Source organism: Streptomyces sp. AM25 (genome assembly GCF_058146165.1).
The window spans coordinates 1-24,760 of sequence record NZ_JBKIWN010000004.1 but is presented as its reverse complement, the minus strand read 5'-3'; the positions used below and the strand labels follow the sequence as shown (position 1 = coordinate 24,760).

Annotated in this window: 21 protein-coding genes; 7 read left to right on the top strand and 14 right to left on the bottom strand. The window is 73.3% G+C overall.

The features are described from left to right. Positions 1-57: 57 nt before the first annotated feature. The 5 genes from ACLHRZ_RS06205 to ACLHRZ_RS06185 form a co-directional block, all read right to left on the bottom strand. The gene (locus tag ACLHRZ_RS06205; RefSeq protein WP_490417248.1) at positions 58-1,137 is read right to left on the bottom strand and encodes a DNA polymerase Y family protein; all 1,080 of its coding nucleotides are present in this window, start codon (positions 1,135-1,137) and stop codon (positions 58-60) included. After that, positions 1,134-4,592 carry a DNA polymerase III subunit alpha gene (locus ACLHRZ_RS06200; protein WP_490417247.1) on the bottom strand — a complete coding sequence of 1,153 codons (3,459 nt, stop codon included), beginning with the start codon at positions 4,590-4,592 and terminating at the stop codon, positions 1,134-1,136. The genes ACLHRZ_RS06205 and ACLHRZ_RS06200 overlap by 4 nt, the downstream gene beginning before the upstream one ends. A 165-nt stretch (positions 4,593-4,757) precedes the next feature. Then, the gene (locus ACLHRZ_RS06195) at positions 4,758-5,627 is read right to left on the bottom strand and encodes a S41 family peptidase (protein ID WP_490417246.1); all 870 of its coding nucleotides are present in this window, start codon (positions 5,625-5,627) and stop codon (positions 4,758-4,760) included. 145 nt (positions 5,628-5,772) lie between these two features. Beyond that, on the bottom strand, positions 5,773-6,681 hold the full coding sequence (locus ACLHRZ_RS06190; protein WP_490417245.1) for a DMT family transporter: 909 nt from the start codon (positions 6,679-6,681) through the stop codon (positions 5,773-5,775). A 148-nt stretch (positions 6,682-6,829) separates the two neighbouring features. Further along, a complete protein-coding gene (locus ACLHRZ_RS06185) occupies positions 6,830-8,122 on the bottom strand; it encodes an MFS transporter (protein ID WP_490417244.1) in 1,293 nt (430 codons plus the stop codon). 79 nt (positions 8,123-8,201) lie between these two features. Here ACLHRZ_RS06185 and ACLHRZ_RS06180 point away from each other — a divergent pair, with 79 nt between their 5' ends. From ACLHRZ_RS06180 to ACLHRZ_RS06155, 6 genes are all read left to right on the top strand, one after another. Beyond that, positions 8,202-9,080 (top strand): LysR family transcriptional regulator, encoded by an 879-nt coding sequence (locus ACLHRZ_RS06180; RefSeq protein ID WP_490417243.1) that lies wholly within the window; start codon positions 8,202-8,204, stop codon positions 9,078-9,080. 4 nt (positions 9,081-9,084) lie between these two features. Next, positions 9,085-9,903 carry a maleylpyruvate isomerase family mycothiol-dependent enzyme gene (locus tag ACLHRZ_RS06175; RefSeq protein WP_490417242.1) on the top strand — a complete coding sequence of 273 codons (819 nt, stop codon included), beginning with the start codon at positions 9,085-9,087 and terminating at the stop codon, positions 9,901-9,903. A 91-nt stretch (positions 9,904-9,994) separates the two neighbouring features. Next, complete coding sequence (locus ACLHRZ_RS06170) at positions 9,995-10,357, top strand: ArsR/SmtB family transcription factor (RefSeq protein WP_490417241.1); 363 nt, start codon at positions 9,995-9,997, stop codon at positions 10,355-10,357. Then, on the top strand, positions 10,354-10,488 hold the full coding sequence (locus tag ACLHRZ_RS06165; RefSeq protein ID WP_490417240.1) for a DUF6126 family protein: 135 nt from the start codon (positions 10,354-10,356) through the stop codon (positions 10,486-10,488). The genes ACLHRZ_RS06170 and ACLHRZ_RS06165 overlap by 4 nt, the downstream gene beginning before the upstream one ends. A 67-nt stretch (positions 10,489-10,555) precedes the next feature. Then, positions 10,556-11,551, top strand: a complete 996-nt coding sequence (locus ACLHRZ_RS06160) for a DUF3533 domain-containing protein (protein ID WP_490417239.1) — start codon at positions 10,556-10,558, stop codon at positions 11,549-11,551. A 545-nt stretch (positions 11,552-12,096) separates the two neighbouring features. Then, complete coding sequence (locus tag ACLHRZ_RS06155) at positions 12,097-12,546, top strand: subtilase-type protease inhibitor (RefSeq protein ID WP_490417238.1); 450 nt, start codon at positions 12,097-12,099, stop codon at positions 12,544-12,546. Between the two features lie 93 nt (positions 12,547-12,639). On the opposite strand, the gene ACLHRZ_RS06150 is transcribed toward ACLHRZ_RS06155, so the two are convergent. The 8 genes from ACLHRZ_RS06150 to ACLHRZ_RS06115 form a co-directional block, all read right to left on the bottom strand. Beyond that, the gene (locus ACLHRZ_RS06150) at positions 12,640-13,740 is read right to left on the bottom strand and encodes a S1 family peptidase (protein ID WP_490417237.1); all 1,101 of its coding nucleotides are present in this window, start codon (positions 13,738-13,740) and stop codon (positions 12,640-12,642) included. A 240-nt stretch (positions 13,741-13,980) separates the two neighbouring features. Next, entirely contained in the window at positions 13,981-14,838 is an 858-nt protein-coding gene (locus tag ACLHRZ_RS06145; RefSeq protein ID WP_490417236.1) for a slipin family protein, read from the bottom strand. Positions 14,839-15,006: 168 nt separating this feature from the next. Next, positions 15,007-15,885 carry a S1 family peptidase gene (locus tag ACLHRZ_RS06140; protein ID WP_490417235.1) on the bottom strand — a complete coding sequence of 293 codons (879 nt, stop codon included), beginning with the start codon at positions 15,883-15,885 and terminating at the stop codon, positions 15,007-15,009. Positions 15,886-16,093: 208 nt separating this feature from the next. Further along, entirely contained in the window at positions 16,094-16,885 is a 792-nt protein-coding gene (locus ACLHRZ_RS06135; protein ID WP_490417234.1) for a DUF1684 domain-containing protein, read from the bottom strand. A 5-nt stretch (positions 16,886-16,890) separates the two neighbouring features. Beyond that, positions 16,891-18,195, bottom strand: coding sequence for an NtaA/DmoA family FMN-dependent monooxygenase (locus tag ACLHRZ_RS06130; protein WP_490417233.1), 1,305 nt, complete (start codon positions 18,193-18,195; stop codon positions 16,891-16,893). Further along, positions 18,192-19,202 carry an LLM class flavin-dependent oxidoreductase gene (locus tag ACLHRZ_RS06125; protein WP_490417232.1) on the bottom strand — a complete coding sequence of 337 codons (1,011 nt, stop codon included), beginning with the start codon at positions 19,200-19,202 and terminating at the stop codon, positions 18,192-18,194. Before ACLHRZ_RS06125 ends, ACLHRZ_RS06130 begins: the two co-directional genes overlap by 4 nt. A 27-nt stretch (positions 19,203-19,229) precedes the next feature. Continuing rightward, complete coding sequence (locus ACLHRZ_RS06120) at positions 19,230-21,089, bottom strand: FAD/NAD(P)-binding protein (protein WP_490417231.1); 1,860 nt, start codon at positions 21,087-21,089, stop codon at positions 19,230-19,232. Positions 21,090-21,375: 286 nt separating this feature from the next. Further along, positions 21,376-22,560 (bottom strand): DUF5685 family protein, encoded by a 1,185-nt coding sequence (locus tag ACLHRZ_RS06115; protein WP_490417230.1) that lies wholly within the window; start codon positions 22,558-22,560, stop codon positions 21,376-21,378. Positions 22,561-22,906: 346 nt separating this feature from the next. Between ACLHRZ_RS06115 and ACLHRZ_RS06110 the strand changes: the two genes are divergently transcribed. Beyond that, positions 22,907-23,341, top strand: a complete 435-nt coding sequence (locus tag ACLHRZ_RS06110) for a cell division protein SepF (protein WP_490417229.1) — start codon at positions 22,907-22,909, stop codon at positions 23,339-23,341. Positions 23,342-23,431: 90 nt separating this feature from the next. Here the strand turns inward: ACLHRZ_RS06110 and ACLHRZ_RS06105 are convergent, their stop codons facing one another. Continuing rightward, positions 23,432-24,610: an acyl-CoA dehydrogenase family protein gene (locus tag ACLHRZ_RS06105; protein ID WP_490417228.1), complete on the bottom strand. Its 1,179-nt coding sequence runs from the start codon at positions 24,608-24,610 to the stop codon at positions 23,432-23,434. Between the last annotated feature and the right edge of the window lie 150 nt (positions 24,611-24,760).

The following is a 24,760-nucleotide window of genomic DNA, read 5'->3' as shown; positions in this document are numbered from 1 at the left end:
TTCCGCCCCGGAACGTGCGGGGGTGCTTCAGGTTGACGTCGCCGAACTCCGGACATTTCAGGCCACGTTGCTCCAGCCCTGGTCCAGGGCCGCCGCGGGACCCGCCGCACCCGGGCCGAAGAGCTCCCGCACCTTGTCGACCGCCTCCTCGACGCGGCGCGCCTTCTCGTCGGCGGGGTCGAACGTCAGCTGGTGCGCGGCACTCGCGGCGTCCGTCAGCCCCTCGGCGCGCAGCGCCACGGCCCGTACCCGCGCCCGCTGCAGACCGAGCGCACCGTGCAAGGTATAGGCCGCCGCGGTCAGTTCGGGCGTGTGCGCGGTCGGCTCGGCGAAGGCCCGCGCGCGGGTGGTCGACGAGCCGTCCGCGTACCGGACGGTGAGCTTCAGGCCGTGCGCGACCTGCCCGCTCTCCCGCAGCCGGGTGCCGAGCCCGTCGGCGAGCGTGAGCAGCGCACGGCGCCGGTACTCCGGGTCCAGTTCGTCGGCCGCGAAGCGGTGTTCCGCGCCCATCGAACGGGCCTGCGCGGCCGGGCCGACGGGGGTGGGGTCGATGCCGTGCGCCAGTTCGTGGATCCGCCGCCCGGCGGCCGCACCGAGGATGCGCTGCAGCACGGGCAGCGGTGCGGCGGCGATCCGGCCGACGCTGTCCAGCCCGTAGGCGCACAGCGTACGGGCGGTGGCGGGCCCGACCCCGTACAGCGCGGCGGCCGGTCTGCGGGCCAGGAAGGCGGCCGCCGCCCCCGGCCCGGCCGGAACCGTCCGCACGCCCCCGGCCGGCCCGTCCTGGGCGGCCATCCGCGCCAGCATCGGGTTCCCGCCGATCCCCACCGTGCAGTCGGCCCCGTACCGGGCGAGCGCGCGCACCCGCAGCAGCGCGGCGAGTTCCTGCGGGCCGTGGCCGAAATACCGCAGGGCACCGCGCACTTCGGCGAGCGCGGCGTCCGGCGGCAGCGCCTGCACCAGCGGCGTCAGCCCGCCGAGCAGGGCGAGCAGCCCGTCGTAGGCGCCCTCCCCCAGGGAGCCGCCCGCGACGGGGTGGAAGTGGACGTAGAGCACGGTGGGGGCCGGCGGCTCCGGTTCGTATACCGCCGGGGCCGGCACCGCCGGGACCGCGGAGAGGTGCGCTCTGCCGTTCATCCCGCGCTCCCCGGGCTCGCGTGCCACAACTTGCGCCCGGTGGCCGGGCCTTCGCCCGCGGGCTGCAGGTCGGACCAGGGGTGCAGGGCATAGCCGGTGGACAGTTCGATGCGGCGGCCGGCCACGGCGGCCGGCTCCGCCGCGAGCGGCCGTGCCAGCTCCGCGGCCACCGCGTCGAGCCCGCCCTCCGCCCGCAGCCGGGTCAGCTCCCCGAGGTCCCAGGCCGCCGAGCCGACCACGCTGAGGCTGCGGGGGCCGCGGCGCTGCACGACGCCGCGGACGAGCAGCAGCCAGGAGTGGAAGACGGTGTGCGCGCAGGCCGCGTGGCTGTCGTCGAAGAAGGCGCAGTCGACCAGGCCCGTGCCGTCGTCGAGGGTGGTGAAGATGACGCGCCGGCCCGACCGGACCGGCGGCGTCTGGGTGGCCGCCTTGGCGCCCGCCACCAGCACCGTCTCGCCGTGCCGCGCCTCGCGCAGCCGGCGGGCCGGGATCGCGCCCAGCTCGGCCAGGAACGCCCGGTGGTCGGACATCAGGTGGCGCGAGGCGTCCATGCCGAGCACGCTCAGCTCCGCGCCGAGCCGCTCGGCCGCGTCGAGGTCGGGCAGGCCGATCGGCTCGGCGCGGGCGCTGTCGACCAGCGTGGGCTGGGCCGGGGACACCGTCCCGCGCTGCCGCCGGTGCAGCTCCGCGATGTGCAGCAGCAGGTCGCGGCGGTTGGCGCCGAAGGCGTCCAACGCGCCGACGCGCGCGAGCCGTTCGGCGACGGGCCTGCGGGGGCGGCCGCGCTGCCACAGGTCCTGGAGCGAGGTGTACGGGCGCCCGTCGACGATGCGCCGGGTCTCGGCCTCGGTGATGCCCTGCACCTCGGAGAGGGCGAGCCGGATGCCCGGAACCCCGTCACCGGACACCAGTTCGATTCGATAGGCGGCGTCCGAGCGGTTCACGTCCAGCGGCAGGATCGGCACCCCGCGCCGCCGCGCGTCCGCGAGCAGCAGCCGCTTGGGGTACATCCCCGGGTCGTGCGTGAGCAGCCCGGCGTAGAAGGCCGCCGGATGGTGGGCCTTGAGCCAGGCCGACTGGTAGGTCGGCACCGCGAAGGCCACCGCGTGCGCCTTGCAGAACCCGTACGAACCGAACGCCGCGACGATCTCCCAGGTGCGGCGCACGACGTCGTCGTCGTACCCCCGGGCGGCCGCGCGCTCCGCGAACCAGGCCCGTACCCGGCCGACCAGTCCGGGGTCCGACAGGGCGCGCCGGGTCTCGTCCGCGAAGCCGCGGTCGCAGCCGGTCATGATCCGCAGGATCTCGATGATCTGCTCGTGGAAGACGACCACGCCGTACGTCTCGCGCAGGGTGTCCGCCAGGTCCGGGTGCGGGAGGCGGACGGGCGCGCGGCCGTGCCGGGCCTCGATGAAGGGCCGCACCATGTCGGCCGCGACCGGTCCGGGCCGGAAGAGCGAGATGTCGACGACGAGGTCGTGGAAGCCGGCCGGCTGGAGCCGCCCGATCAGGTCGCGCTGGCCCGGCGACTCGATCTGGAAGCAGCCGAGCGTCTCGGCGGACCGGATCAGCTCGTACGTGGCCCGGTCCCCCGGCGGCACCTGCGCGGGGTCGTCCAGGTCGAGACGGCGGCCGGTGGCCCGCTCGATCTCGCCCACCGCGTGGGCCATCGCGGACTGCATCCGTACGCCGAGCACGTCGAGTTTGAGCAGTCCGAGCCGTTCGACGTCCTCCTTGTCGAACTGCGACATCGCGAAGCCCTCGCCGCTGGTCGGCACGACGGGCGTACGGGCCCGCAGCGAGGCGTCCGACAGCAGCACCCCGCACGGGTGCATGGCGACCCCGCGCGGCAGCGCGTCCAGCGCCTCGACCAGCTCCCACATCCGCCGCCCGTAGCGCGCCGCGTCGATGCCGCGCAGCTCGGGCAGTTCGGCCAGCGCGGCCCGGGCGTCGCGGGCCCGGATGTGCGGGAAGGCCTTGGCGAGCCGGTCCACCTCGGCCGGGTCCATGCCGAGGGCGGCGCCCACGTCGCGGATCGCGTGCCGCACCCGGTAGGTCTCGGGCATGGCGACGGTAGCCACCCGCTCCTCGCCGAAGCGGGCGAAGACCGCGCGGTAGACCTCCAGGCGGCGCGCGGACTCGACGTCGATGTCGATGTCGGGCAGCGCGCGGCGCTGCGGCGACAGGAAGCGTTCCATCAGCAGGCCGTGCTCGACGGGGTCGGCGTGCGCGATGCCCAGCAGGTGGTTGACCAGGGAGCCCGCGCCGGAGCCGCGGGCGGTGACGCGGATGCCGAGCGCGCGGGTGTCGTCGACGACCTGCGCGACGGTGAGGAAGTACGAGGCGAAGCCGTGCCCGTCGATGCCGTGCCCGTTGATGATCTGCAGCTCCTCGTCCAGCCGGTCCCAGTACGCGCGGTCGCGGTCGTGGCCGCGCAGCACCAGGGCCGCCGCGCAGCGGGACCGCAGCACCCGCGCCGCGGTGCGGGGCCCGGCGCCGACCAGGTGCGGCTCGGGGAAGTGGACGGTGCCGAGGCCCAGGTCGCGCTTCGGGTCGACGCGGCACTCGGCCGCGGTCTCCTCGGTGGCGGCCAGCAGCCGGAAGGCGGCGTCCCGCCGGAAACCGGCGGCCTCCGCGACCCGCCCGGCAACGTCCGCCATGTCCCGCGCCCCCTTGAGCCACCGCTCCCCGCTGTCGCGGGCCTCGGGCCGGCGGCGGTCGACGGGCACCAGCAGGCGGGCCGCGTCGAGCACGTCGGCGACGGGCCCCTGCCCCGGGTCGGCGTAGCGCACGGCGTTGCCGAGCACGGCCCGCACGCCCTGCTCGGCGGCGAACCCGACCGTGCGCGCGGCGAGCCGCAGCGACCCCGGCCCCGTGCCGGTGCGCCCGTGACAGACGGCTTCCAGCCGCAGCGCCGCATCACCGAACATTTCACGCCAGGGCACGAGCAGTCGCGCGGCCCGGTCCGCCCGCCCGGCTGCGAGCGCCCGCCCGACCTCGGAGTCCGGTCCGAGCAGCACGGTCAGCGGGGCTCGGATCCCGGCGGCGGCGTGCGCGAGATCCTCCGGGGTCAGCGCGGGCTGCCTGCCGCCTCCCGCGTGGGCGGCGGATACGAGCCCGCACAGGGCGGCCCAGGCGGGGGCGCCGTCGCGGGCGAGGAAGACGGCACGGGGCGCGGACTCGTCGACGAAGGCCCCGCCGCGGACGGGGGTGCGCGGACGGGACGCCTGCGGCTCCTGCCCCCGCACGGCCAGGTCCACCCCGAACACCGGCCGCACCCCGGCCTCCGCCGCGGCGTCGGCGAACCGTATCGCCCCGGCGAGGGTGTCGCGGTCGGTGAGGGCGAGCGCGCCCATGCCCCGCTCGGCGGCCCGGGCCGCCAGCTGCTCCGGGTGCGTGGCGCCGTACCGCATCGAGAAGCCCGATGCGGTGTGCAGGTGCGTGAACGCCGCCATCGCACCTCCTGCGCTTGCCGTGCTGTTGTCTGCCGCTCCCCCCATGGCCGGATTTCGACCCTCCGGGGTCCACGATAGACCACTTCTCGAATATTCGTTCGAGTGTGCGTTCGAGCAAGCTGCTCTTCAGGCGGCGCAGCCCGGGGAAGCCGTGACTCCGCAGGCTCAAGCGCAAGAAGGCTGCTTGAGAAGCCAGCCCTGTGCCGCCTCCAAGGCTCCGTCGTCGGCGGGGATGTCCTCGTCGGGAGGAATGGGCCCGTCATAGATGCGCCCGGTGCGGTCGGCCTCCTTCACCTGGGTGAGGATCAGCGCGGCCCCGTCGGAGAGGTAATGGGCGGCGTTTCCCGTGGGAACACCGCGGGTGGGCCGCCCGAAGAACCGCGTGTCCGGCCGCCCCCGGAAGGCCACCGCAACCGCTTCGCCCGCACTGGCCGTCGCCCCGCCGGTCAGCACGGCGACCGGCGCGTCGGGGTGGGCCACCGGGGCGCCGTTCCCCCAGGACGCCTCACTGTCGCGAGTCCATGCGGACCTCTTGCCGTCGGGGTCGACGAACATGCCGACGCTCCCGTCCCCCAGGATCGGGCGCACGACGGCGAGGGGCGCCTCCATGCCTCCGCCGTCTTCTCCGCGCAGGTCCACCACCCACCCGCAGGCCCGGTCCCGGTCCGCCTCCGCCATTGCCTCGCGGCCTTGCCGCACGTACGACGCGAACGCCTCCTCGGACCGCACCCCGGGCAGGGATATGTAGCCGATGCGGCCTTCCAGCGGCCGGCCTTGCAGGCCGTCGAAAGTCTTGGCGGGAGCTTCGAGTTCCCCTTTCACCCGCTGCGGTTCGAAGAACTGACTGTGCTTGTCGCCCAGGGAATTGACGGCGAAGCGGATCGCCCCGTAGGTGTCTTCCGGCTTCTGCGCGGACCGCGCCAGCGAGAACGCGGTGCGGCGCACCCGGGGCCAGTCGATCTCGTGGCGCCGCAAGGAGTTCTTCTCCATGATGTCCAGCGTCGTCGACAAGTAGGACCGGGCATGGGGTGCCATGCCCGGCCCCGAGCCCTGCTCCGCCGACTGCGTGCATCCGGTTCCGGCCACGAGGACACCGGCCAGCCCGGTGCAGGCAACCCAACGTGACGCGCGTCCTCGCCCCACCGCTCCCCCGAACTTCACGGCCGATGAGGCACCTTACTCAACTCCCCGCCCGCGACTCCGCCACCCCGAGCCCCGCGACAGCAGCGAGCAGCACCCCCGCGCCCACCACCGATGCCACGGTGAGCCGTTCGCCGAGCAGCAGGGCAGCCAGTGCCGCCGCGCTGACCGGCTCGATCAGCATCACCACCGAGGCCGTGGCCGCCCGGACCGCCGCGGCCCCGGCGAAGTACAGCGGGTAGGCGAGGGCGGTCGTGACGGCGGCGACGTACAGCAGCATCAGCACCACCCGGCCGGGGTGGGCCGTGTGCGGCACGAGCCCCTCGCCGCAGGCGAACGGCAGGAGTGCCGCCGCTCCGATGCCGAACGACCACAGCGTGAGGGTGTACGGGTCCTCCCCGGTGCCGTGCCGTCCGGCCCACCGGCCCAGGAGGCCGGCCGCGGCGAATCCGGTGGCGGACAGCAGTGCCAGCCCGGTCCCGAGCGGGCGTACCGCGCTCTGCTGGTTGCCCAGCACCAGTACCGCGAGGCCGGTCAGCGCGCCGCCGACCGCCAACAGGCCGCCGCGCCCGATGCGTTCCCCGAGGAACAGCCGGCCCCCGGCGGCGGTGAGGACCGGGGCCGCCCCCAGGGCGACGATGGTGGCGACAGCCAGTCCCGTGTCCTCGACCGCGCCGAAGTAGGCGGTCTGGAACACGGCCAGGGCGATGCCGGTGCCCGTGGGCAGCCGCATCCGCCGCGGCGCACGGCGCGTGCGGCGGGCGGGGCGCAGTGCGGAGCCCGCGATCAGCAGTGCCATTCCGCCGAGGAAGCGCCAGAACGATACGGCCATCGGCCCGAAGTCGCTCGACCGGTAGACGACTTCCACGGCGGCGCCGGTCGTCCCCCAGGTGATGCCGGCCAGTGCCAGACAGGCGAGTCCGCGCACGGCAGGAGTGGATACGGACACAGTGCGTTCTCCGGATGGTGTGGAGGAGTTGGTCGTGGTCTCCCTTGCGCGGGCACAACCAAGAAGCGCATCGGCCCCCTTGAGGGCCGATGCGCCGGCGTCCCGCCCTAGACGGCGGGAGGCGCGAGCACTGTTGAACGCATGGTCACTACTGTACGGACGACCCGGTGAGCGTGGGGCTTTCGGGCTGCGTCACAGTGCGAGGCACGGGAATCCGGCGGTTCCGGTAACGGCGTTCCGCCAGCCACGTCGCGGTGAGGACGGCCGACAGGGCGGCGCCCAGCGTGCACACCCCGGTCCAGCCCGCCGCGCCCCACGTCGCCGAGGTGAGGGCGGAGCCGAGCGCGCCGCCCGCGAAGTAGCTGGTCATGTAGGCCGAGTTGAGGCGGTTCCGGGCCTCGGGGCGCACCGCGTACACCAGGTTCTGGTTGCTGATCTGCACGCCCTGCACCGCGGCGTCGAGCACGAGGATGCCGGCCAGCAGTGCGGCCAGCGACCAGTGGCCGCCGGAGCCGCCCAGGGCGAGCAGGGCCCAGGACCCCAGGAGCAGGAAGGCGCCGGCGCCGGTCACGTGGTGGACGAGCCCGCGGTCGGCCAGGCGTCCGGTGACGGACGCCGCGAGCGAGCCTGCCGCGCCCAGCAGTCCGAGGAGTCCGATCGCGGATTCGGACCAGCCGTAGGCGGGGCCGGAGAGCAGGAAGGCCAGGGCCGTCCAGAGCACGCTGAACGTGGCGAAGGACAGGGCGCCCAGCGCGCCCCGCCACCGCAGCACCGGTTCGCGGGCGAAGAGCGCGACGGTCGAGGCGAGCAGCCGGGGGTAGCCGAGGCCGGCGTCGGTGCGCAGGCGGGGGAGGGCGCAGCGCAGCAGGACCGCCATGGCCGCCATGAGCACGGCGTTCACCCAGTACACGGTGCGCCAGCTGCCGAGGTCGCTGAGCAGTCCGGCGGCCGTGCGGGCGAGCAGGATGCCCAGCAGCAGGCCCGTCATGACCGTGCCGACGGTGCGGCCGCGCTTCTCGGGAGCGGCGAGCGTCGCCGCGTAGGGGACGATGACCTGCGCGGCGACCGAGGTCAGCCCGGTGAGGGCGGTTCCGACGAGCAGCACCGCGGTGTTGGTGGCGCTCGCCGTGACCAGCAGGAAGACGGCGGTGGCCGCGCACAGCGTCACGGCGAGCCGGCGCCGCTCGAAGAGGTCGCCGAGGGGCAGGAGCAGGATCAGCCCGAGGGCGTAGCCGGTCTGGGCGGCCGTGACGACCAGACCGGAGACGGCCGTGCTCATGTGCAGCTCGCGGCCCATCACCCCGAGCAGGGGCTGCGCGAAGTAGTTGCCCGCGACGGACAGTCCGCAGGCGACCGCCATCACGAGGAGCGTGCCGCGGCCCAGTTCGCCGTTCCCGGCCGGTCCGCCGCCCGATCCGTCGTTTTTCCGTACGTGCGTCATGGAAACAAGTGTCCCGGTCAAGGCGCTCATGAAGCCAATGCATTGTTTTCATCGAGTCATCGCGTTCTACGATGGATGTATGGAGCTGCAACAGATGCGCTATGTCGTCGCGGTGGCGGAGACCGGTGGCTTCACGCGTGCGGCCGAGCGCTGCCACGTGGTGCAGTCGGCGCTCAGCCACCAGATCGCCCGCCTGGAGAAGGAGCTGGGAACACGGCTGTTCGACCGCACGAGCCGTGCGGTGCGGCTCACGGCGGCGGGTGCGGCCTTCGTCCCCGTCGCGCGGCAGGCGCTGGACGCCGCCGAACGCGCCCGCGCCGAGGTCCGGGCCGCGACCGGCAAGGTCTCCGGGAGGCTGGCCGTCGGCGCCATCTCCACCGTCGCCGCGGTCGACCTGGCCGACGCGCTGCGCCGGTACCAGGCCCGTTATCCGGAAGTGCGGATCCGCCTGGTCGGCGGCGCCAGCGAAGAGCTGATCGAGCGCGTGCGGGACAGCTCGCTCGACGTGGCCTTCACCGGCATGGACCCGGGAACCGTGCCGAAGGGCGTCCGCCACCGGGAGCTGGCCCGTGGGGAGTTGGTGGCCATCGTGGCGCCGGAGCACCCGCTCGCCGGGCGGAGGCGGACGGATCTGCGCCGGCTGGCCCGCGAGCCCTTCGTCGACTTCCCGGCCGGTTCGGCGGCCAGGCGGCAGCGCCAGGCGGCCTTCGAGGCCGAGGGCCTGACCGCCGATGCGCCGTTCGAGGTCACCACCGTGGAGTTCCTCGCCCGGCTGGTGCGCGCCGGCCTGGGCGTCGGCATGGTGCCGGAGGCCATCGCGGCCGAACTGCCGGGCGTGCACATCCTGAAGGTGAAGACCCCGCCGACCCGCGTGGAGATGCTGGTGTGGGGCAAGCTCGGCCCCTCCCCCGCCGCCGCGGCGTTCCTGTCCCAACTCGGCGTCGGCACTGCACAGTAGACCCATGGAGTCCATGGACCGCATCGCCCAATTCCACAGCGACGCACGCGCGTTCGCGTCCGCCGTCCGCCGGGCCGCCACCGGCGGCACGGCCGCGCCCCCGGTGCCGTCCTGCCCCGGCTGGTCGGTCTCCGACCTCGTCGTGCATCTGGCCACCGTGCAGCGGTACGTGGCCCGGCTCCTCAGGGAACGGCTCACCGAGCAGCCGGACCACTCCGACCTCTCCTTCCTCCGGCTCCCCGCGGACACCGACGGCTGGCCCCACCCGGACAACGCGCCGAACCACACCCCGCTCCCGGCGACCCTGCTCGACTGGTTCACGGACGGGGCCGCCGACCTGGAAGAACTGTTCCGGAGCAGCGCACCGGACGAACCGGTGTGGACCTGGGCACCGGACCGGACCGCCGGTTTCTGGATGCGGATCCAGGCCATCGAGGCCGCCGTGCACCGCTGGGACGCCGAGCACGCCATCGGTGCCGCCCGGCCGGTCGCCGCCGCGCTCGCGGCCGATGCCGTCGGCCAGAACTTCCAGGTGATGGCACCGTTCCGGCGGGCCCTGCGGCAGGCGCCGCCCGGCGCGGGCGAGTGCTTCCGGTTCCGCCGCACCGACGGCACGGACATCTGGACCGTGCACTTCGACGGCGACACCGTCCGGCTCGACGAGGACGGGAACAGCGACGGCCCGTGCGACGTCGAGCTCGCCGGCACCGCCTCGGACCTGATGCTGTTCCTCTGGCAGCGCATCCCCGCCGAGCAGCTCGACACCGTGACAGGGGACCGGAACGTCCTCGACCGTTACTTCACCCTCGTCCCGCCCGTCTGAGCCCCTCGCAGGCGTCACTCCGACCACCGGCTAGAATTGCAAAGTTCTTCAATTCGTGATGTGCAGGAACGGCCGTGGAGGAGGGTGGAGAGTGGCGGGGAAGCCGGTTCCGCTGTACCAGGCGAAGGCGGAGTTCTTCCGGATGCTCGGACATCCGGTGCGCATCCGGGTGCTGGAGCTGCTGCAGGACGGGCCGATGCCCGTACGCGATCTGCTGGCCGCGATAGAGATCGAGCCCTCCAGCCTGTCGCAGCAGCTGGCCGTGCTGCGCCGCTCCGGGATCGTCGCCTCCACCCGCACCGGGTCGACGGTCGTCTACGAGCTCGCCGGGGGCGACGTCACCGAGCTCATGCGCGCCGCGCGCCGCATCCTCACGCAGGTGCTCAGCGGGCAGAACGAGCTGCTGGAGGAACTCCTCGAAACCGAGAACGAGAACGAGGCGGTGCGGCGATGACCGAGAAGACCAGTGAGCGGTGGGCCGAGAAGCAGCTCGCCCTCCGCGTCGGCGTCTACGTCTTCGTCACCCACCTCATCGCCGGGTTCATCTGGCTGCTGTTCTACCTCGGCGACCACGCCCCCAAGTAACCCCGGCCGGTAGCCCGAACGGCCCGCACCGCCTGCGGCCGTCCCCGGCACCCCGCACGCTCGGGGCATGCCCTCCTTCCCCGACGAGGTCAGAAGCGCGGTGACCGGCCGCGCCGCACTCCTGGTGATCGGCGCGCTCGTCCTCCAGCTCGCCTTCATCACGTCGTACGTCGGCGCGTTCCACGACCCCAGGCCCAGCGGCATCCGCCTCGGCGTCGTCGCTCCCCCGCAGGTCCGCGACACCCTCGTCGGCCGGCTGGGCAGCCTGCCCGGGGGTCCGCTGGATGCGCGCGCGACGGACGGCCGGGCCGCGGGCGAACGGCAGCTCCGGGAGCGCGAGCTGGACGCCGTGCTGGTGACCGACCCGCGAGGCACCACCGACACCCTGCTCACCGCGGGCGCCGCGGGGGCCTCGCTGGGGCAGGCCGCCGAGGCGGTGCTCGTCCGCGCCGAGGCGGCGGAGAAGCGGTCGTTGAAGGTGACCGACGTGGTCCCGGCGAGCGGCGGCGACGCCCGCGGGCTGAGCTCGTTCTACCTGGTCGTGGGGTGGTGCGTGGGCGGCTATCTGTGCGCGGCGATCCTCGCCGTCAGCGCCGGCGCGCGGCCCGCCAACCCGCACCGGGCCGTCATCCGGCTCGGCGCGATCGCCGTCTGTGCTGCCGTCGCCGGGCTGCTCGGCGCCGTCGTCGCGGGCCCGGTGCTCGGGGCGCTGCCCGGCAGCGTCGCGGGGCTGTGGGGGCTGGGCGCCCTGGTGGTGTTCGCGGTCGGGGCCACGACGCTGGCGCTGCAGGGCCTGGCCGGTGTCGTCGGGATCGGGCTGGCCATCGCGATCGTCGTGGTCCTCGGCAACCCGAGCGCGGGCGGCGCCTACCCGTATCCGCTGCTGCCGCCGTTCTGGCGCGCCATCGGCCCGTACCTGCCGCCGGGCGCGGGCACCTGGTCCGCGCGTTCCATCGCCTATTTCACGGGCAACGCCCTGACCGGCCCGCTCCTCGTGCTGTCCGCGTGGGCGGTGGCGGGTGCGGCGGTCGCCGTCGCGTCCGCGGTGCGGAAGACCCCGTAAGGGGCGCCGCCCTGCGGCGCCCCGTCCCGCGTTGCCGCCCGTCCCCTCCACGGGCGGCAACGCGGACGTCTCCTGTGACGGAGGGGACTCCGGCCCACAGACCGACCGTTCGGTCTGAGAAGGGTTCGGCCATTGCTGCCGCCCTTCCGGATCGCCCCACCCGTCGTGCGCACGCACGGCAGGCCGCTTTTCGGCCGGACCGCGGGGCCGCTCGGGCCACACACAGGGGTCATTAGATCCAATGGTCATCGACCACGCAAATCATAATTTCGAAGGCTCGTTTGATATTTCAACGATGAATCCACGGCATATCCGCTGGTCAACACTCCCGTAACATCAATTCCCCCTTTTCCCATACAAGTCGGGCGCCGATGTAAGCACGATGTTTCACGGCACCCCCTTCCGGGACATTCCGCCCCCCACTTCGAGCCAATTACCGAGAGCTTTCACTCGGCGACTGAAAGTGCTCGATCGGCGTGCGTTCATGCCCAACTTGGGCAAGACTGCCGTCCGTTATCTGACCCGCAAACAAGGGAGTGTTCGGAATGCGGTACATCACTCGGGGGATCGCGCTGAGCGCCGCGCTGGCACTGGGCGGCGGCCTGGTGGCGGCCGGTACGACGGCCGCGAGCGCAGCGCCCGCCACCGGGGCGCACACCCAGAGCCTGTACGCACCGTCCGCTCTGGTCCTGACCGTCGGCCAGGGCGACAACGCGGCCACCGCCGGCGTCCAGCGCGCGGTCACCCTCAACTGCACGCCGGGCCCCAGCGGCACCCACCCGGCCGCCAGGGCCGCCTGCGCCGATCTGCGGTCCGCCGGCGGCGACTTCGAGAAGCTGACGACGGTCAAGGAGGGCGTGCTCTGCACCATGGAGTGGAACCCGGTCGTCGTCACCGCTCAGGGCGTGTGGGAAGGCCAGCGTGTGAACTTCGAGAAGGTCTTCGGCAACCCGTGCGAGATGAAGGCGGCGAAGGGCACGGTCTTCGAGTTCTGACCGGTCCCGCACACGCGGCGGCCCGCACGAGCAGCGGCCCCCGGACACCGTGGAGGTGTGTCCGGGGGCCGCGTCCATGGGGCCGGGGCGTGCTCAGGGGATCTGCACGCCGTACGCGGCCAGGGCCGCCGTCACCGGCTGGTAGTAAGTCGTCCCGCCCATCGTGCAGTTGCCGCTGCCGCCCGAGGTGAGACCCAGGGCCTTCGGCTCGTCGTAGAGAGGACCGCCGCTGTCGCCGCCCTCGGCGCAGACATTGGTCTCGATCAGGCCGGTGACCGTACCCTCCTGGTAGTTGACCGTGGCGTCGAGTCCGGTGACCTTGCCGCCGTGCACCCCCGACGTGGAGCCGCTGCGCTGCACGGCCTCGCCGACATAGGCGTCGGCCGCCTGCTTGATGTCCTGGACGCCGCCGGTGCCCAGGAACCCGTGGAGGTTCACCTGGCTCGGGTGGGGGACATCCGCCGTGTACTTGACGAGGGCGTAGTCGTGCCCCGGGAAGGTGTAGGCCTCGGTGGCCCCGGTCTGCCGGCCGCCCTTGCTGTCGGACCAGCTCTTCTCGACCGCCCCGCAGTGCCCCGCCGTGAGGAAGTAGGCCTCTCCCCACTTGGGGGCGGTGCCGCCCTTGGTGACGTTGAACCCCAGCGAGCAGCGGTACTTGGCGCCGTAGATCCCGTCACCGCCCGCGATGAACCGGGTGAGCCTGGTGGCCGTTCTGCGCACGACGGCCTTCTCGCCGAGCCCGGAGACGGCCCGGTTCAGCTGCGCCATCCGGTCGCCCGTGACCGTGGGGTCGGCGGTCACGACGACCCGGTTCAGTCTGGGGTCCGTCACCCAGGCGGTGCCGGGGATGGCGGCGGACTTGCTCAACTCCAGCCGCGCCGCGTCGAGTTGCGGCAGGGAGAAGCGCACGGCCCGGGCCTCGGCCCCGGCCGCACGGACGGCGTCCCCGGCGCCCGGGTCGAGGACGTCGACGACGAGGCGGTGGGTCTTCGTGTCGTAGTACGAACCCGCCGTCGCACCCTTGAGGCGGCCTGCGAGCACCGTGGCGAGCTGCCCGGCGGAGGTGGCGGAAAGGGTCTCCGGGGCGGAGCGGGGAGCGGCCCCTGCGGGCTGCGGGGCGAGGGTGGCGGCCGCCAGAGCGGCCGCGGCGGCGCCCCCGAGGGCGGCCCGCGCGAGCGGCCAACGATTCTTCAACTCGGCACCTCCAGTGGGGGGTTGGGCCGCACGCGCGGACGCCGGGCCCGGAGGACGAACGACACAGCCGCACCCCCGATAGGAGGTCGCGTCCATGCCAAGTTGTCCGTCGAGTGTCCCGAGCGAAGGAGGGAGTGCACAAGGGCGAATTTCGGTAGCGCGCAAATCTATACGTGCGCCGGTGAAGACATGAGTGAGCCCCGCACACGTGGTGTACGGGGCCGGCAGGGTTGACGGTGCTCAGGCGTGCCCGATACCCGTCTCCTCCTCACCTCCCGCTTCGGCGGGCGGCGCCTCGACAGGGATGTGCTCGCTCTCCACCGAGGACGCACCGTTGCCCTGCCCCGCCCGCTCCAGGAAGCGCAGCAGCTCCACCGGGAAGGGCAGCACCAGCGTCGAATTCTTCTCCGCGGCCACGGCCACGATCGTCTGCAGCAGCCGCAGTTGCAGGGCGGACGGCTGGTCGGACATCGTCGCCGCCGCCTCCGCCAGCTTCTTCGACGCCAGCAGCTCCGCGTCCGCGTTGATGACCCGGGCCCGGCGCTCCCGCTCCGCCTCGGCCTGCCGGGACATCGAGCGCTTCATCGTCTCCGGCAGCGAGACGTCCTTGATCTCGACGCGGTCGATCTGCACGCCCCAGCCGATGGCCGGGCTGTCGAGCATCAGCTCCAGACCCTGGTTGAGCTTCTCCCGGTTGGAGAGCAGATCGTCCAGATCGCTCTTGCCGATGATCGAGCGGAGCGAGGTCTGGGCCATCTGCGAGACCGCGAACCGGTAGTCCTCGACCGCGATCACGGCCTCCGCCGGGTTCACGACCTTGAAGTAGACGACCGCGTCGACGCGCACGGTCACATTGTCCCGGGTGATGCCCTCCTGGGCCGGCACGGGCATGGTCACGATCTGCATGTTGACCTTGCGCAGCCGGTCCACCGCGGGAAGGATCAGCGTGAATCCCGGCTGCCGGACCTCCGGGCGCAGCCGCCCCAGCCGCAGCACCACGCCGCGCTCGTACTGTTTGACCACTCTGGCCGCCGCCATCAGATACACGAGCCCGACGGAGCCCGCGGCCACCACTGCCACCACGAGGTCTTCGACCATCACGGCCCCCTGCCGTCACACGTCAGGTGATACGTCCACGGTATGCCCACGCCCGGGCGTGGTCGAGCCCCCGGCCCCATGGGGCCGGGGGCTCTGTGCTGCTGGCCGCAGGCGATGGGGAAGGGCGGAGCGCGCTCGCGGTCAGACGGCTGAGGGGGGAGCGTGGATTCAGAAGACGCTCACCCCGTAGGCGCTGAGCGCCTTGGTGACAGGCTGGAAGAAGGTCGTCCCGCCGGAGCGGCAGTTGCCGCTGCCGCCGGAGGTCAGGCCGAGGGCGGTGGAGCCGGAGAACAGCGCGCCGCCGCTGTCGCCGGGCTCGGCGCACACGTTGGTCTGGATCAGGCCGCGCACGATCTGTCCGTTGCCGTAGTTGACGGTGGCGTTCAGCCCGGTGACCTTGCCGCCGTGCACTCCGGTGGTGGAGCCGCTGCGCTGGACGCTCTGCCCGACGCGGGCACTGCCCGCGGAGGTGATGCGCTGCGACTTCCCGTTGTAGAGATCGACGGCGCTGGGGTGGGCCAGGGACCCGTTGCTGTACTGCACGATCCCGTAGTCGGTGCCGGGGAAGCTGGTCCCGGTGGTCGGGCCGATGCTCGTGGAGTGGTTCGCGTCGGCGTAGTAGGGCGGCTTCCCCTGGGTGCAGTGCCCTGCGGTGAGGAAGTAATAGCTGTTGCCCTTGCGGACGTTGAAGCCGACGGAGCAACGCCACGAGGGCGCGTAGATCGCATCGCCGCCGGCGAGGAGCGTACGGAGGACCCCGGGGGCACGCTCGACGCGTATCGCCTCCTGGTGTCTGAGTCTGGCCAGGTCACCGGCCGAAACGGTGGAATCGGCCGTCACCACGAGGGTGTTGGTCGACGGGTCCACGGCCCAGGCCGTACCCGCGACGTTCGCGGACTCCACGGCCGCACTGACCGTGGACAGCTGCGCTGCCGAGTGCGCAGCCGTGGAGGCACCGTCGGCGCGGGCGCTGCCGACGGTGAGGACGGAGACGGCGAGCAGGCCGCCGACGACGGCGGCCACCGAGGTCGGGCGCTTGATCCTCACGTTCTTCCTCCCGTGGGGGGTCGGAGGCCCGCCGGTGGGACGGACCGTGAGGCGCAGCCAAAAGGCACACCACGTTCCGTTTTCGCCGTGCCCCTGACAAGCGCTTGTGCTCGGGAGTATTCGGGCCGGAAGCCACGGGGCGCAAGAGCATCTTTCGGACGCGCCCGCGTGCGACCCGACCCGACCCCGCCCACCCCCGGCCGACGAACTACCGCACCACGTCCCGCTCCCCCGCCGGCACGTCGAACGGCAGGGTGTTCCCGGGTGGCGGGAAGGGGCAGATGAAGTGCTCCGCAAAGGCGCACGGCGGCAGGTGAGCACGGTTGAAGTCGACGGTCACGCTGCCGTCCGCCGCCGGCGCGGGCGGCCGCAGGAACCGGAAGCGGTACGTGGACCTTCCGCTGGTGCCGTCGCCGAAGACCGCCCACAACGACCCGTCCTCCTCGGCCCCGGCCTGCAGGGTGTACTCCCCGCCGCCGAAGGCCAGTTCACCGGCCAGGCTCAGGCCCCGTTCGCGCCCGTCGGCGTTCTCCACCGGCACGACCGTGCGCCCACCCGCGTAGGGCCGGAACGTCCCGGGCAGCACCCAGCGTTCGTCGTAGTCGAAGGCGTCGATTCCGGCGAACGTCTGCCGGGCCGCCGACTGCGGGTCGAAGACGCGGACCGCCCACTGCCCCTCGCGCCGCAGCACCAGCAGCCGGCGCTCGCCGTGCGCGACCCACACGGCACCGGCCGAGGAGTCGGGGCCGAGCCGGATCCAGCCCTCGAACGGCTCGCCGTTCACGGTCAGTCCGTCCTCGGCGAGGGCGGTGAGCAGGACGGCGTCACCGGTCCCGGGATCCTCGGTCCAGCGCCCCGGAACGCCAGGGATCCGGCCGTCGGGGGCGTCGGCGAGCCAGTACGTCCCGGTCAGCGAGAGCGGCCCGTAGGGCGCCGACACCGTCCTGGCGCGGTGCTCGCGCCACGCAGCCCACTGCTGTTTCGCATCAGTCGTGCTCATGGCCGTCAACTGTTGCATACGGGGACGGGAAGACCGAGGTGCTCGCGCAGCGTCGTGCCGCTGTACTCCGTACGGAACGCCCCGCGCTCCTGCAGCAGGGGCACCACGCGGCCGACGAAGTCGTCCAGCCCGCCCGGGGTGAGGTGCGGGACGAGGATGAAACCGTCAGCGGCCCCCCGCGTCACGAACTCGTCCATCCGCGCCGCCACCTCCTGCGGCGTGCCGACGAACGACTGCCGGCCGGACGTCTCGATGACGGTCTCCCGAATGGACAGTCCTTTGGCCTCCGACAACGCCCGCCACTGCGCAGCGACAGCCTGCGGATCGCCGATCCGCACACGCCCCTGGGCGAGTTCGCCCCCGGGATCGGGGTCGACGTCGGGCAGCGGCCCGTCGGGATCGTAGCCGGACAGGTCACGGCCCCAGACCTGCTCCAGCGCCAGGATCGCGTTCTGCGGCGAGACCTGCTGCCGGCGGATCTCCGCGGCCCGCTCCTGGGCCTCGGCGGCGGTGTCGCCGAGCACGAAGGTCACCCCCGGCATGACCTTCAACTCGTCCGGCCCGCGCCCGTACGCGCCCAGCCGCCGCTTGACGTCGGCCAGGAAGGCGCGGCCCGACTCCAGGGTGCCGTGCCGGGTGAAGACGATGTCGGCGGCCGAGGCGGCGAACTCGCGGCCCTCGTCCGAGTCGCCCGCCTGGATGACCACGGGGTGGCCCTGCGGACTGCGCCGGACGTCGAACTCCCCCGCGACGGAGAAGTGCGGGCCCTGGTGGGCGACGGGACGCGCGCGCCCGCACGGGGTCCAGGAGCCCCACAGCTCCCGGGCGGTGGCGACGAACTCGGCGGCGCGGGCGTACCGGTCGGCCCGGTCGAGGTAGCCGCCGCGCCGGAAGTTCTCCCCGGTGAACGCGTCGGAGGAGGTCACCACGTTCCAGGCGGCGCGCCCGCCGCTGAGGTGGTCGAGCGAGGCGAGGCGCCGGGCGAGTTCGTAGGGCTCGTTGAAGGTCGCGTTCACCGTGGCGGCCAGGCCGAGCCGTTCGGTGACGGCGGCCAGCGCGCTGAGCACCGTGATCGACTCGGGCCGGCCGACGACGTCCAGGTCGTGGATGCGGCCCTTGTGCTCGCGCAGCCGCAGCCCCTCGGCGAGGAAGAAGAAGTCGAAGAGGCCGCGTTCGGCGGTGCGCGCCAGGTGCTCGAAGGAGGAGAAGTCGATCTGGCTCCCGGAGCGCGGATCCTGCCAGACGGTGGTGCTGTTGACGCCGGGGAAGTGCACGGCGAGGTGCATCTGCCGGCGGGCGGTGCGGGTCATGCGGTCTCCCTTGCCGGTGCGTAACGGTTGGCGGGGCGGGGCAGTCCGAGGTGCTCGCGGAGCGTGCCGCCCGGGTAGAAGCGGCGCAGCAGGCCACGGTGCTGGAGGACGGCCACGGTGCCGTCGACGAGCAACGGCAGGTCGCGGCCGGGCTGTTCGGGCCGGAGGTGGAGGCCGTCGACGACACCGTCCTCGTACCAGCGCGCGGCCAGGTCCGCGAGCGCGACCGCGTCGGCGGCCGCGTGCAGGGCGACGGGCACGGAGGCGAGGACGCGGAGCCGGCGCGGGTCACGCCCGTGGGAGCGGGCGTGGGCCTGCAGTTCGCCGCGGATGGCGGCGAGTTGACGGGCGTCACCGTTCCGCCCGGTCCGCACCAGGGCGACGTCGGCGCGGCGGGCCGCGGTCGCACGCGACGGCCCGGCGGTGGCGTCGACGACGACGACCGGGTGGCCCTGCGGGGGCCGGGGCACGATGGACGGGCCGCGGACGCGGAACCCGGGTCCGTCGAAGTCGACGTAGTGCAGCTTGTCGCGGTCGACGAAGCGGCCGGTGGCCCGGTCGCGGATCTCGGCGTCGTCCTCCCAGCTGTCCCAGAGCCGGGCGACGACGTCGGCGACGGCGTCCGCCTCGCGCCACAGCGCGTCCTCGGGCGCCGCGGGCCGCCGGCCGAAAAGCAGGGCGGCGGTCTCGCCGCCCGACACGTCGACGGCCCAGCCGGCCCGGCCGCGGCTGACCCAGTCGAGGGTGGAGACGGCGGAGGAGACGTGGAAGGGCTCGGTGTGCGTGGTGGTGACGGTGGGGACGAGCCCGATCCGCTCGGTCGCGGGCGCGACGCGGGCCAGCACGGCGAGCGCGTCGATCCGGGACTCCCGCGGGGTGCGCGGCCCGAAGGCGTCCCCGAGCGTGACGAAGTCGAGCCGCCCGCGCTCGGCGAGACGGGCGGCGTGGAGGTAGGGGCGGGGGTCGGTGGTGCCGGGCTGGTCGATGGCGACGGCGAGATGCATCATGCGAACTCCTGTGTAGAAATCGGGGTTTCAGGCCGGCGGCCCCGGGGCGACGCCCCCGGTCAGCACCCCCAGCACCGCCCTCGCCACCGCATCGTTCTGCCGGAACCCGGCCGATCCGCTGCGCGGCCGCGCGAACGCCGGGGCCCGCGCCGTGGTGTGCGGACCCAGGGCGAAGCGCCGCGGGTGCGGCCGTCCGTCCCGGCCCACGACCCGCCCGTCGTCCGGGCCGACGACGAGCAACCCGGAGGCGTCGACGGCCACTTCGCCCGCCGGCCCCCGCAGCAGCGGATCCACCGGTCTCCCTGCGCCGGCCGCAGGCAGCCGCGCCTCGACCAGCGCCCGCGCCTCGACCGCGTGCCCCGGCACGCTCGCGCTCCCGGCCCGGAACACCCCGCGCCCCGCATCGGCGGTGATGCGCACGTCGGCGCCGAGGAAGCGCACCACGCCCGCCCGCGAGAGCGCGAGGAGCTGCCGCAGCCGGGGCCCGGGCGGGCCGGACGCCAGGTAGTCGAACAGGCCGTGCCACTGCTCCCCGGCGTCGCCGAGGCGGGCGAGCTGCCCGTGGACGGAGAGCAGCGCGAGGAAGACGGCCAGGTCCGGGCTGTACCGGGGGTCGTGGCGCCGTGCCAGGTCCGCGGCGATGTGCGCGCGCATGCCGTCCTGCAGCGCTTCCGCATCGGGGAAGCGCAGCCCGGCCAGCGGCAGGTCGAGGGCGTCCAGGTCGAGCCGGTCGGCGGGGTCGGGCACGGAGGAGGCGACGAGGACGTCGAGTTCGGCGCTGCCGGGCTCGCAGGCCGCGTACTTCTCCTCGAAGTCCGGCCAGTTGACGCGCGTGCGCTCCGGATGGGCGGTGAAGAGCCGGTGGTAGTGGGCGAAGCCCAGCTCCTTGGCGACGAGCGGCCGTACGTCGCGCTCGAAGTCCAACGGGCCGGTGCGGTGGCGCAACTGCTCGATCTCGGGCGGTCCGAGGAAGCGGGGCAGCGGGGGCCGCTCCCCCTGCCACCGGTAGCCGGTCTTCGAGCGGTACGGGACCCCGCGGCGCGAGCCGACGTGCAGGACGGGTTCGCGCCCGGAGGGGTGGTACGTCAGGGTGCCGGTGCCGTCGTCGGTGTACCGCCCGCCGCGTCCCTCGGTGAGCAGCACCGTCAGGTCGACGAAGGCGAGCCCCATGCCCCGTACGAGGACGGGCTCCCGGGCCCGTAACCCGCTCAGGTCGCTGTCGGCGGTGAACTCGGGCGGCAGGTGGACGAGTCCGTGTGCGGCGGCGAAGGCGGCGAGCTCCTGCTGTTCCGGGTCCGGCCGGGCGGGGAGGTGGCCGAGGGTGAGGACGACGGCGTCGGCGAGCAGGGGTTCGTCCTGCCCCGCCAGCCACACGCGTTGCCGCCCGTCGCGCGGGCCGGAGAGCCGCACGGCCCGGCGGCGGTGCTCGTGGACGGTGACGCCGGGCGGCAGCGCGGCCACCGCGGACCGGTGGAACCAGCGGAGGTAGGCGCCCTGCAGCCGCCGACCGGCGAAGCTCTGCGGGGTCAACGCACGGGCCTCGGCGGCGACTTCGGTATCGCCCGGGGGTTCGGCGACGCCCGCGCGGACCTGCGCCGCCCACTCGGCGAGCGAGGGGCCGGGGCGGACCGGGCCCACGGTCCCGACGGTGTCGTCGGTGAACATCGTGACGTCCCCGGCCATGGAGTTCATCCACAGCAGCGGCGACTGGCCGTGCCGCCAGATCCGTCCGGAGCCGGGCGGGTACGGGTCGACGAGGTGCAGGTCGAGAGGGCGGTTCCCGAGCAGTTCGGGGGCGTTGGCGGCGATCCGTTCGACGAGACCGGTGCCGCGCGGGCCCGCGCCGACGACGACGAGCGACGGGACGGGCAGGGCGGGAGAAGGCATGCGAAGGCACTCCGTGGATACGGGGATCGAACACGGACGGTGCTGCCTTCGCACGGGTCTCGCGCCCCTCAGCGCGGACCCGTCGTCGAGGCTACGTCGGTTGACGCGGAAACGGAAGGCTGTTCCACTGGGGGCATGGCAACGACGCAGCGGCTGGTGACGCGCAGCCACATCGACTTCGGTCGGGTGTGGTCGGCGTCCTGTACGGGTTGAGGCTTCCCCGCAGCGCTGCCTTCGCCTTGCGGCCGGGGTCGTCGGACCCCGGCGCTGCACTCCCCCTCAGTGCTCAGCAGTCACAGCAGTTGCAGTCACAGTCGCATCCGTCACCACAATTGCTGCAGCATTCACAGCAGTTGCAGCAGTCACCACAGCCCCCGCAGCCATCACAGCTGTCGCAGCAGTCGCACTTGTAGCACCACCCCTCCCGCGGTTGACCCGTCCACGGGTCGAAGTAGGGGTCCTTGCAGCACACCTGGCACGTACAGAACAGCCCCGTCCACACCAGGCACCCCGACAGCAGGTCCCGCTGCGGACCACGGCGCGGCGGCTCCGGCGGGGCGGGTGGCGGCATGACCGGCGGCGGGCCGAAGGAAGCCTGCCGTTCGGAATGATGGGAATGAACCGAATACCCTGAATGCCCGCCATGTCCGCAGGCATTGCCGCCGCCGAACGCCCGGTCCACGGCCCGCTCCAGCTCGTGGACCAGCAGCACGTGCGCCAGCCGGCCCTGCGCCCTGCTCCCGAAGTCGGCCTCGCGCAGCGCCAGCCGCACGCCGTGCACCGCGTCGTCGCACAGCCGCCGCACCTCGGCCAGGTCCGTGCCCGTCGCGGCCACCGGGTTCCACGCGCCCGTGCGCGCGTCCTCCGCCAGGTCCTCGACGGCGTCCAGCAGGTGCGCGAGCCGGCCGAAGAGCCGGCCGGCCTCCTCCAGCGGGGCCTTGTTGGCGGGGCGTCCGGCCAGAACGGCCGTGTGGCCGAAGGCTGCTGCGGTCGCCGTCTCCGTCGGCTCGGTCACCGCCGTCAGCGGCGTGCCGGCACCGGCCAGCGCCTCGATGCCCGACTGCCGTTCGACCGCGTCCACCAGAACGGCCGTGTCGAAACCGAGCGCCGATCCGGTCCGCGCCCCGGCCCTGTCCCACCGGGCCGCCACCCGGCGGGCCGCGGCCGCGACCGGACGCCGCGCCAACAGCCCGTCGCGGTCCGTGACATGGTCGCGCATCTTCGCCGAGGCCAGCACGAGCGAGACGGACGCGGCCAGCCGCGCGCCCTCGCCGTGCGCCACGGACGCGCTGCGCATGCCGCGCAGCGGACACGGACCGGCCGTACGGCGCCAGGCGTTGGCGCCCTCGGCGCGCGGCGACCGCGCCTCCACCAGTATGGATATGACCAGTCCGTCATAGTTTGTGGCGATCCGGGCTGTTTGCCCGTGATCTCCCTTCAACGCCAGGCAGAGGCCGCACAGATGAGCCATCCACTCCGTCCGCATCGCCTCGGACAAGCGGTGCCTGCACGGCCTGATGATCCCGAACAAAATGTGCCCCCGTGGTGTGGCGACGTGTGTGGTGCCGATGTGCCCGGGCATCCTAATCACCGGGGCAGAACACCGGGCCGGGGCCCGCCCGCCCCCCGACGACACCGCATATGCCCAGGTCCAGCGCCTACGGCCGACTCCGGGAGTTTCTGACGCACCGCCAACCGCTTTGCACCAGATGCGTCACGAAATCCCCGCTCGGCGGCCATCCACTTGGCACATCATCCGCATCATGGACGACCATAGAGGGGCGGGCGGAACACACCGCGTGTGAGAGGAGGCGTCCATGGGATCGGTGCGCAAGGCGAGTGCGTGGCTAGGCCTCGTCGACGACAGCGATGAAGAGCGCTACTACGACGACGAGTACGCCGAGGGGCCCGAGCCCGGCGACTCCTGGGTCACCAACCCCAAGGTGCGGGTGGCCGACGAGGTCGCGCAGGAGCAGGGCACCCGGATCGCCACGGTCACCCCGGACGGCTTCCGGGACGCCCGCGGCATCGGCGAGCTCTTCCGCGAGGGCGTCCCGGTCATCGTCAACCTCACCGCCATGGAGCCGAACGACGCCAAGCGCGTCGTGGACTTCGCGGCCGGTCTGACCTTCGGCCTGCGCGGCTCGATCGAGCGCGTGGCCACCCGCGTGTTCCTGCTCACCCCCGCCGACTACCAGGTGGTCAGCGGGGAGCCGGTGGCGCGGCGCGGGGGGTTCTACAACCAGAGCTAGGCAGGACCGGTTGTCGGCCGGGGGTCCGGGGGGTGTCCCCCGGGAAGGCACGGCAACCAGAGCTGACTGCCCCTTACCGGGCCGGGGTGCTCACCGGAACGCGTCGATGCCGGTGAGCGCCTTGCCCAGCACCAACTGGTGCATTTCGACGGTGCCCTCGTACGTGAGCACCGACTCCAGGTTCGTGGCGTGCCGCATCACGGGGTACTCGAGGGAGATGCCGTTGGCGCCCAGGACCGTGCGCGACGTACGGCAGATCTCGATCGCCTCGCGCACGTTGTTGAGCTTCCCGAAGCTCACCTGCTCCGGCCGCAGCCGGCCCGCGTCCATCCGCCGGCCCAGGTGGTGGGCGAGCAGGATCCCCTTGTGCAGCTCGACCGCCATGTCGGCCAGCTTGGCCTGCGTGAGCTGGAAACCGGCGATCGGCCGGCCGAACTGCTCGCGGGTGCCCGCGTAGTCGAGCGCCGTCTCGAAGCACGTGCGCGCCGCGCCCATGGCGCCCCAGACGATGCCGTAGCGGGCATGGCTCAGACAACTGAGCGGACCGCGCAGGCCGGTCGCCCCCGGCAGGACGGCGTCGGCGGGCAGCCGCACTTCGTCCAGGACCAGTTCGCTGGTGACGGACGCGCGCAGCGACCACTTGTGCCGGATCTCCGGAGCCGAGAAGCCCGGGCTGTCGGCCGGGACGACGAAGCCCCGGATGCCCTCGTCGGTCTGCGCCCAGACGACGGCCACCCCGGCGACCGAGCCGTTGGTGATCCACATCTTGCGGCCGGTGAGCACCCAGTCGCCGCCGTCCCGCCGGGCGTGGGTGCGCATGCCGGCCGGGTCCGAGCCGTGGTCGGGCTCGGTGAGCCCGAAGCAGCCGATGACCTGGCCGGAGGCCATCTCCGGCAGCCAGCGCCGCCGTTGCTCCTCCGAGCCGAAGCGGTGGATCGCGTACATGGCGAGGGAGCCCTGCACGGAGACGAGGGAGCGGATGCCTGAGTCGGCGGCCTCCAGCTCCAGGCAGGCCAGCCCGTACTGGACGGCGGTGGCACCGGCGCAGCCGTATCCCTCGAGCTGCATCCCGAGGGCGCCGAGGGCGCCCAGCTCACGGGCGAGTTCACGGACGACGGGGAGCTCGCCGCTCTCGTACCACTCCGCGACGTGCGGCAGCACGCGATCCGCCGCCCATTGCCTGACGGCGTCCCGGATGGCGCGGTCCTCGTCGGAGAGGAGGTCGTCGATCCCGAGCGGATCACGGGGATCGAAGGGGTGCGTGGACATGTGTCTGACGTTACGGGTGAGTAACCCGGCACGTCCAGTGCCGGGTTGCCCCGTAAGGGGCGGCGCGCCCAGGCGCCCCGTAAGGGGCGCGGGGCTGTTTCGATTTGCGACTCCGGCGCGTGCCCTTCAGTTGGAGATCAGGGGCCCTGT

What these genes read in the sequence shown, in the direction of transcription:
- ACLHRZ_RS06205 (WP_490417248.1), bottom strand. Translation starts at nt 1,137, where the DNA reads ATGAACGGCAGAGCGCACCTCTCCGCGGTCCCGGCGGTGCCGGCCCCG.
- ACLHRZ_RS06200 (WP_490417247.1), bottom strand. Translation starts at nt 4,592, where the DNA reads ATGGCGGCGTTCACGCACCTGCACACCGCATCGGGCTTCTCGATGCGG.
- ACLHRZ_RS06195 (WP_490417246.1), bottom strand. Translation starts at nt 5,627, where the DNA reads ATGGCACCCCATGCCCGGTCCTACTTGTCGACGACGCTGGACATCATG.
- ACLHRZ_RS06185 (WP_490417244.1), bottom strand. Translation starts at nt 8,122, where the DNA reads ATGACGCACGTACGGAAAAACGACGGATCGGGCGGCGGACCGGCCGGG.
- ACLHRZ_RS06180 (WP_490417243.1), top strand. Translation starts at nt 8,202, where the DNA reads ATGGAGCTGCAACAGATGCGCTATGTCGTCGCGGTGGCGGAGACCGGT.
- ACLHRZ_RS06175 (WP_490417242.1), top strand. Translation starts at nt 9,085, where the DNA reads ATGGAGTCCATGGACCGCATCGCCCAATTCCACAGCGACGCACGCGCG.
- ACLHRZ_RS06165 (WP_490417240.1), top strand. Translation starts at nt 10,354, where the DNA reads ATGACCGAGAAGACCAGTGAGCGGTGGGCCGAGAAGCAGCTCGCCCTC.
- ACLHRZ_RS06160 (WP_490417239.1), top strand. Translation starts at nt 10,556, where the DNA reads ATGCCCTCCTTCCCCGACGAGGTCAGAAGCGCGGTGACCGGCCGCGCC.
- ACLHRZ_RS06155 (WP_490417238.1), top strand. Translation starts at nt 12,097, where the DNA reads ATGCGGTACATCACTCGGGGGATCGCGCTGAGCGCCGCGCTGGCACTG.
- ACLHRZ_RS06145 (WP_490417236.1), bottom strand. Translation starts at nt 14,838, where the DNA reads ATGGTCGAAGACCTCGTGGTGGCAGTGGTGGCCGCGGGCTCCGTCGGG.
- ACLHRZ_RS06135 (WP_490417234.1), bottom strand. Translation starts at nt 16,885, where the DNA reads ATGAGCACGACTGATGCGAAACAGCAGTGGGCTGCGTGGCGCGAGCAC.
- ACLHRZ_RS06130 (WP_490417233.1), bottom strand. Translation starts at nt 18,195, where the DNA reads ATGACCCGCACCGCCCGCCGGCAGATGCACCTCGCCGTGCACTTCCCC.
- ACLHRZ_RS06125 (WP_490417232.1), bottom strand. Translation starts at nt 19,202, where the DNA reads ATGATGCATCTCGCCGTCGCCATCGACCAGCCCGGCACCACCGACCCC.
- ACLHRZ_RS06120 (WP_490417231.1), bottom strand. Translation starts at nt 21,089, where the DNA reads ATGCCTTCTCCCGCCCTGCCCGTCCCGTCGCTCGTCGTCGTCGGCGCG.
- ACLHRZ_RS06115 (WP_490417230.1), bottom strand. Translation starts at nt 22,560, where the DNA reads ATGGCTCATCTGTGCGGCCTCTGCCTGGCGTTGAAGGGAGATCACGGG.
- ACLHRZ_RS06110 (WP_490417229.1), top strand. Translation starts at nt 22,907, where the DNA reads ATGGGATCGGTGCGCAAGGCGAGTGCGTGGCTAGGCCTCGTCGACGAC.
- ACLHRZ_RS06105 (WP_490417228.1), bottom strand. Translation starts at nt 24,610, where the DNA reads ATGTCCACGCACCCCTTCGATCCCCGTGATCCGCTCGGGATCGACGAC.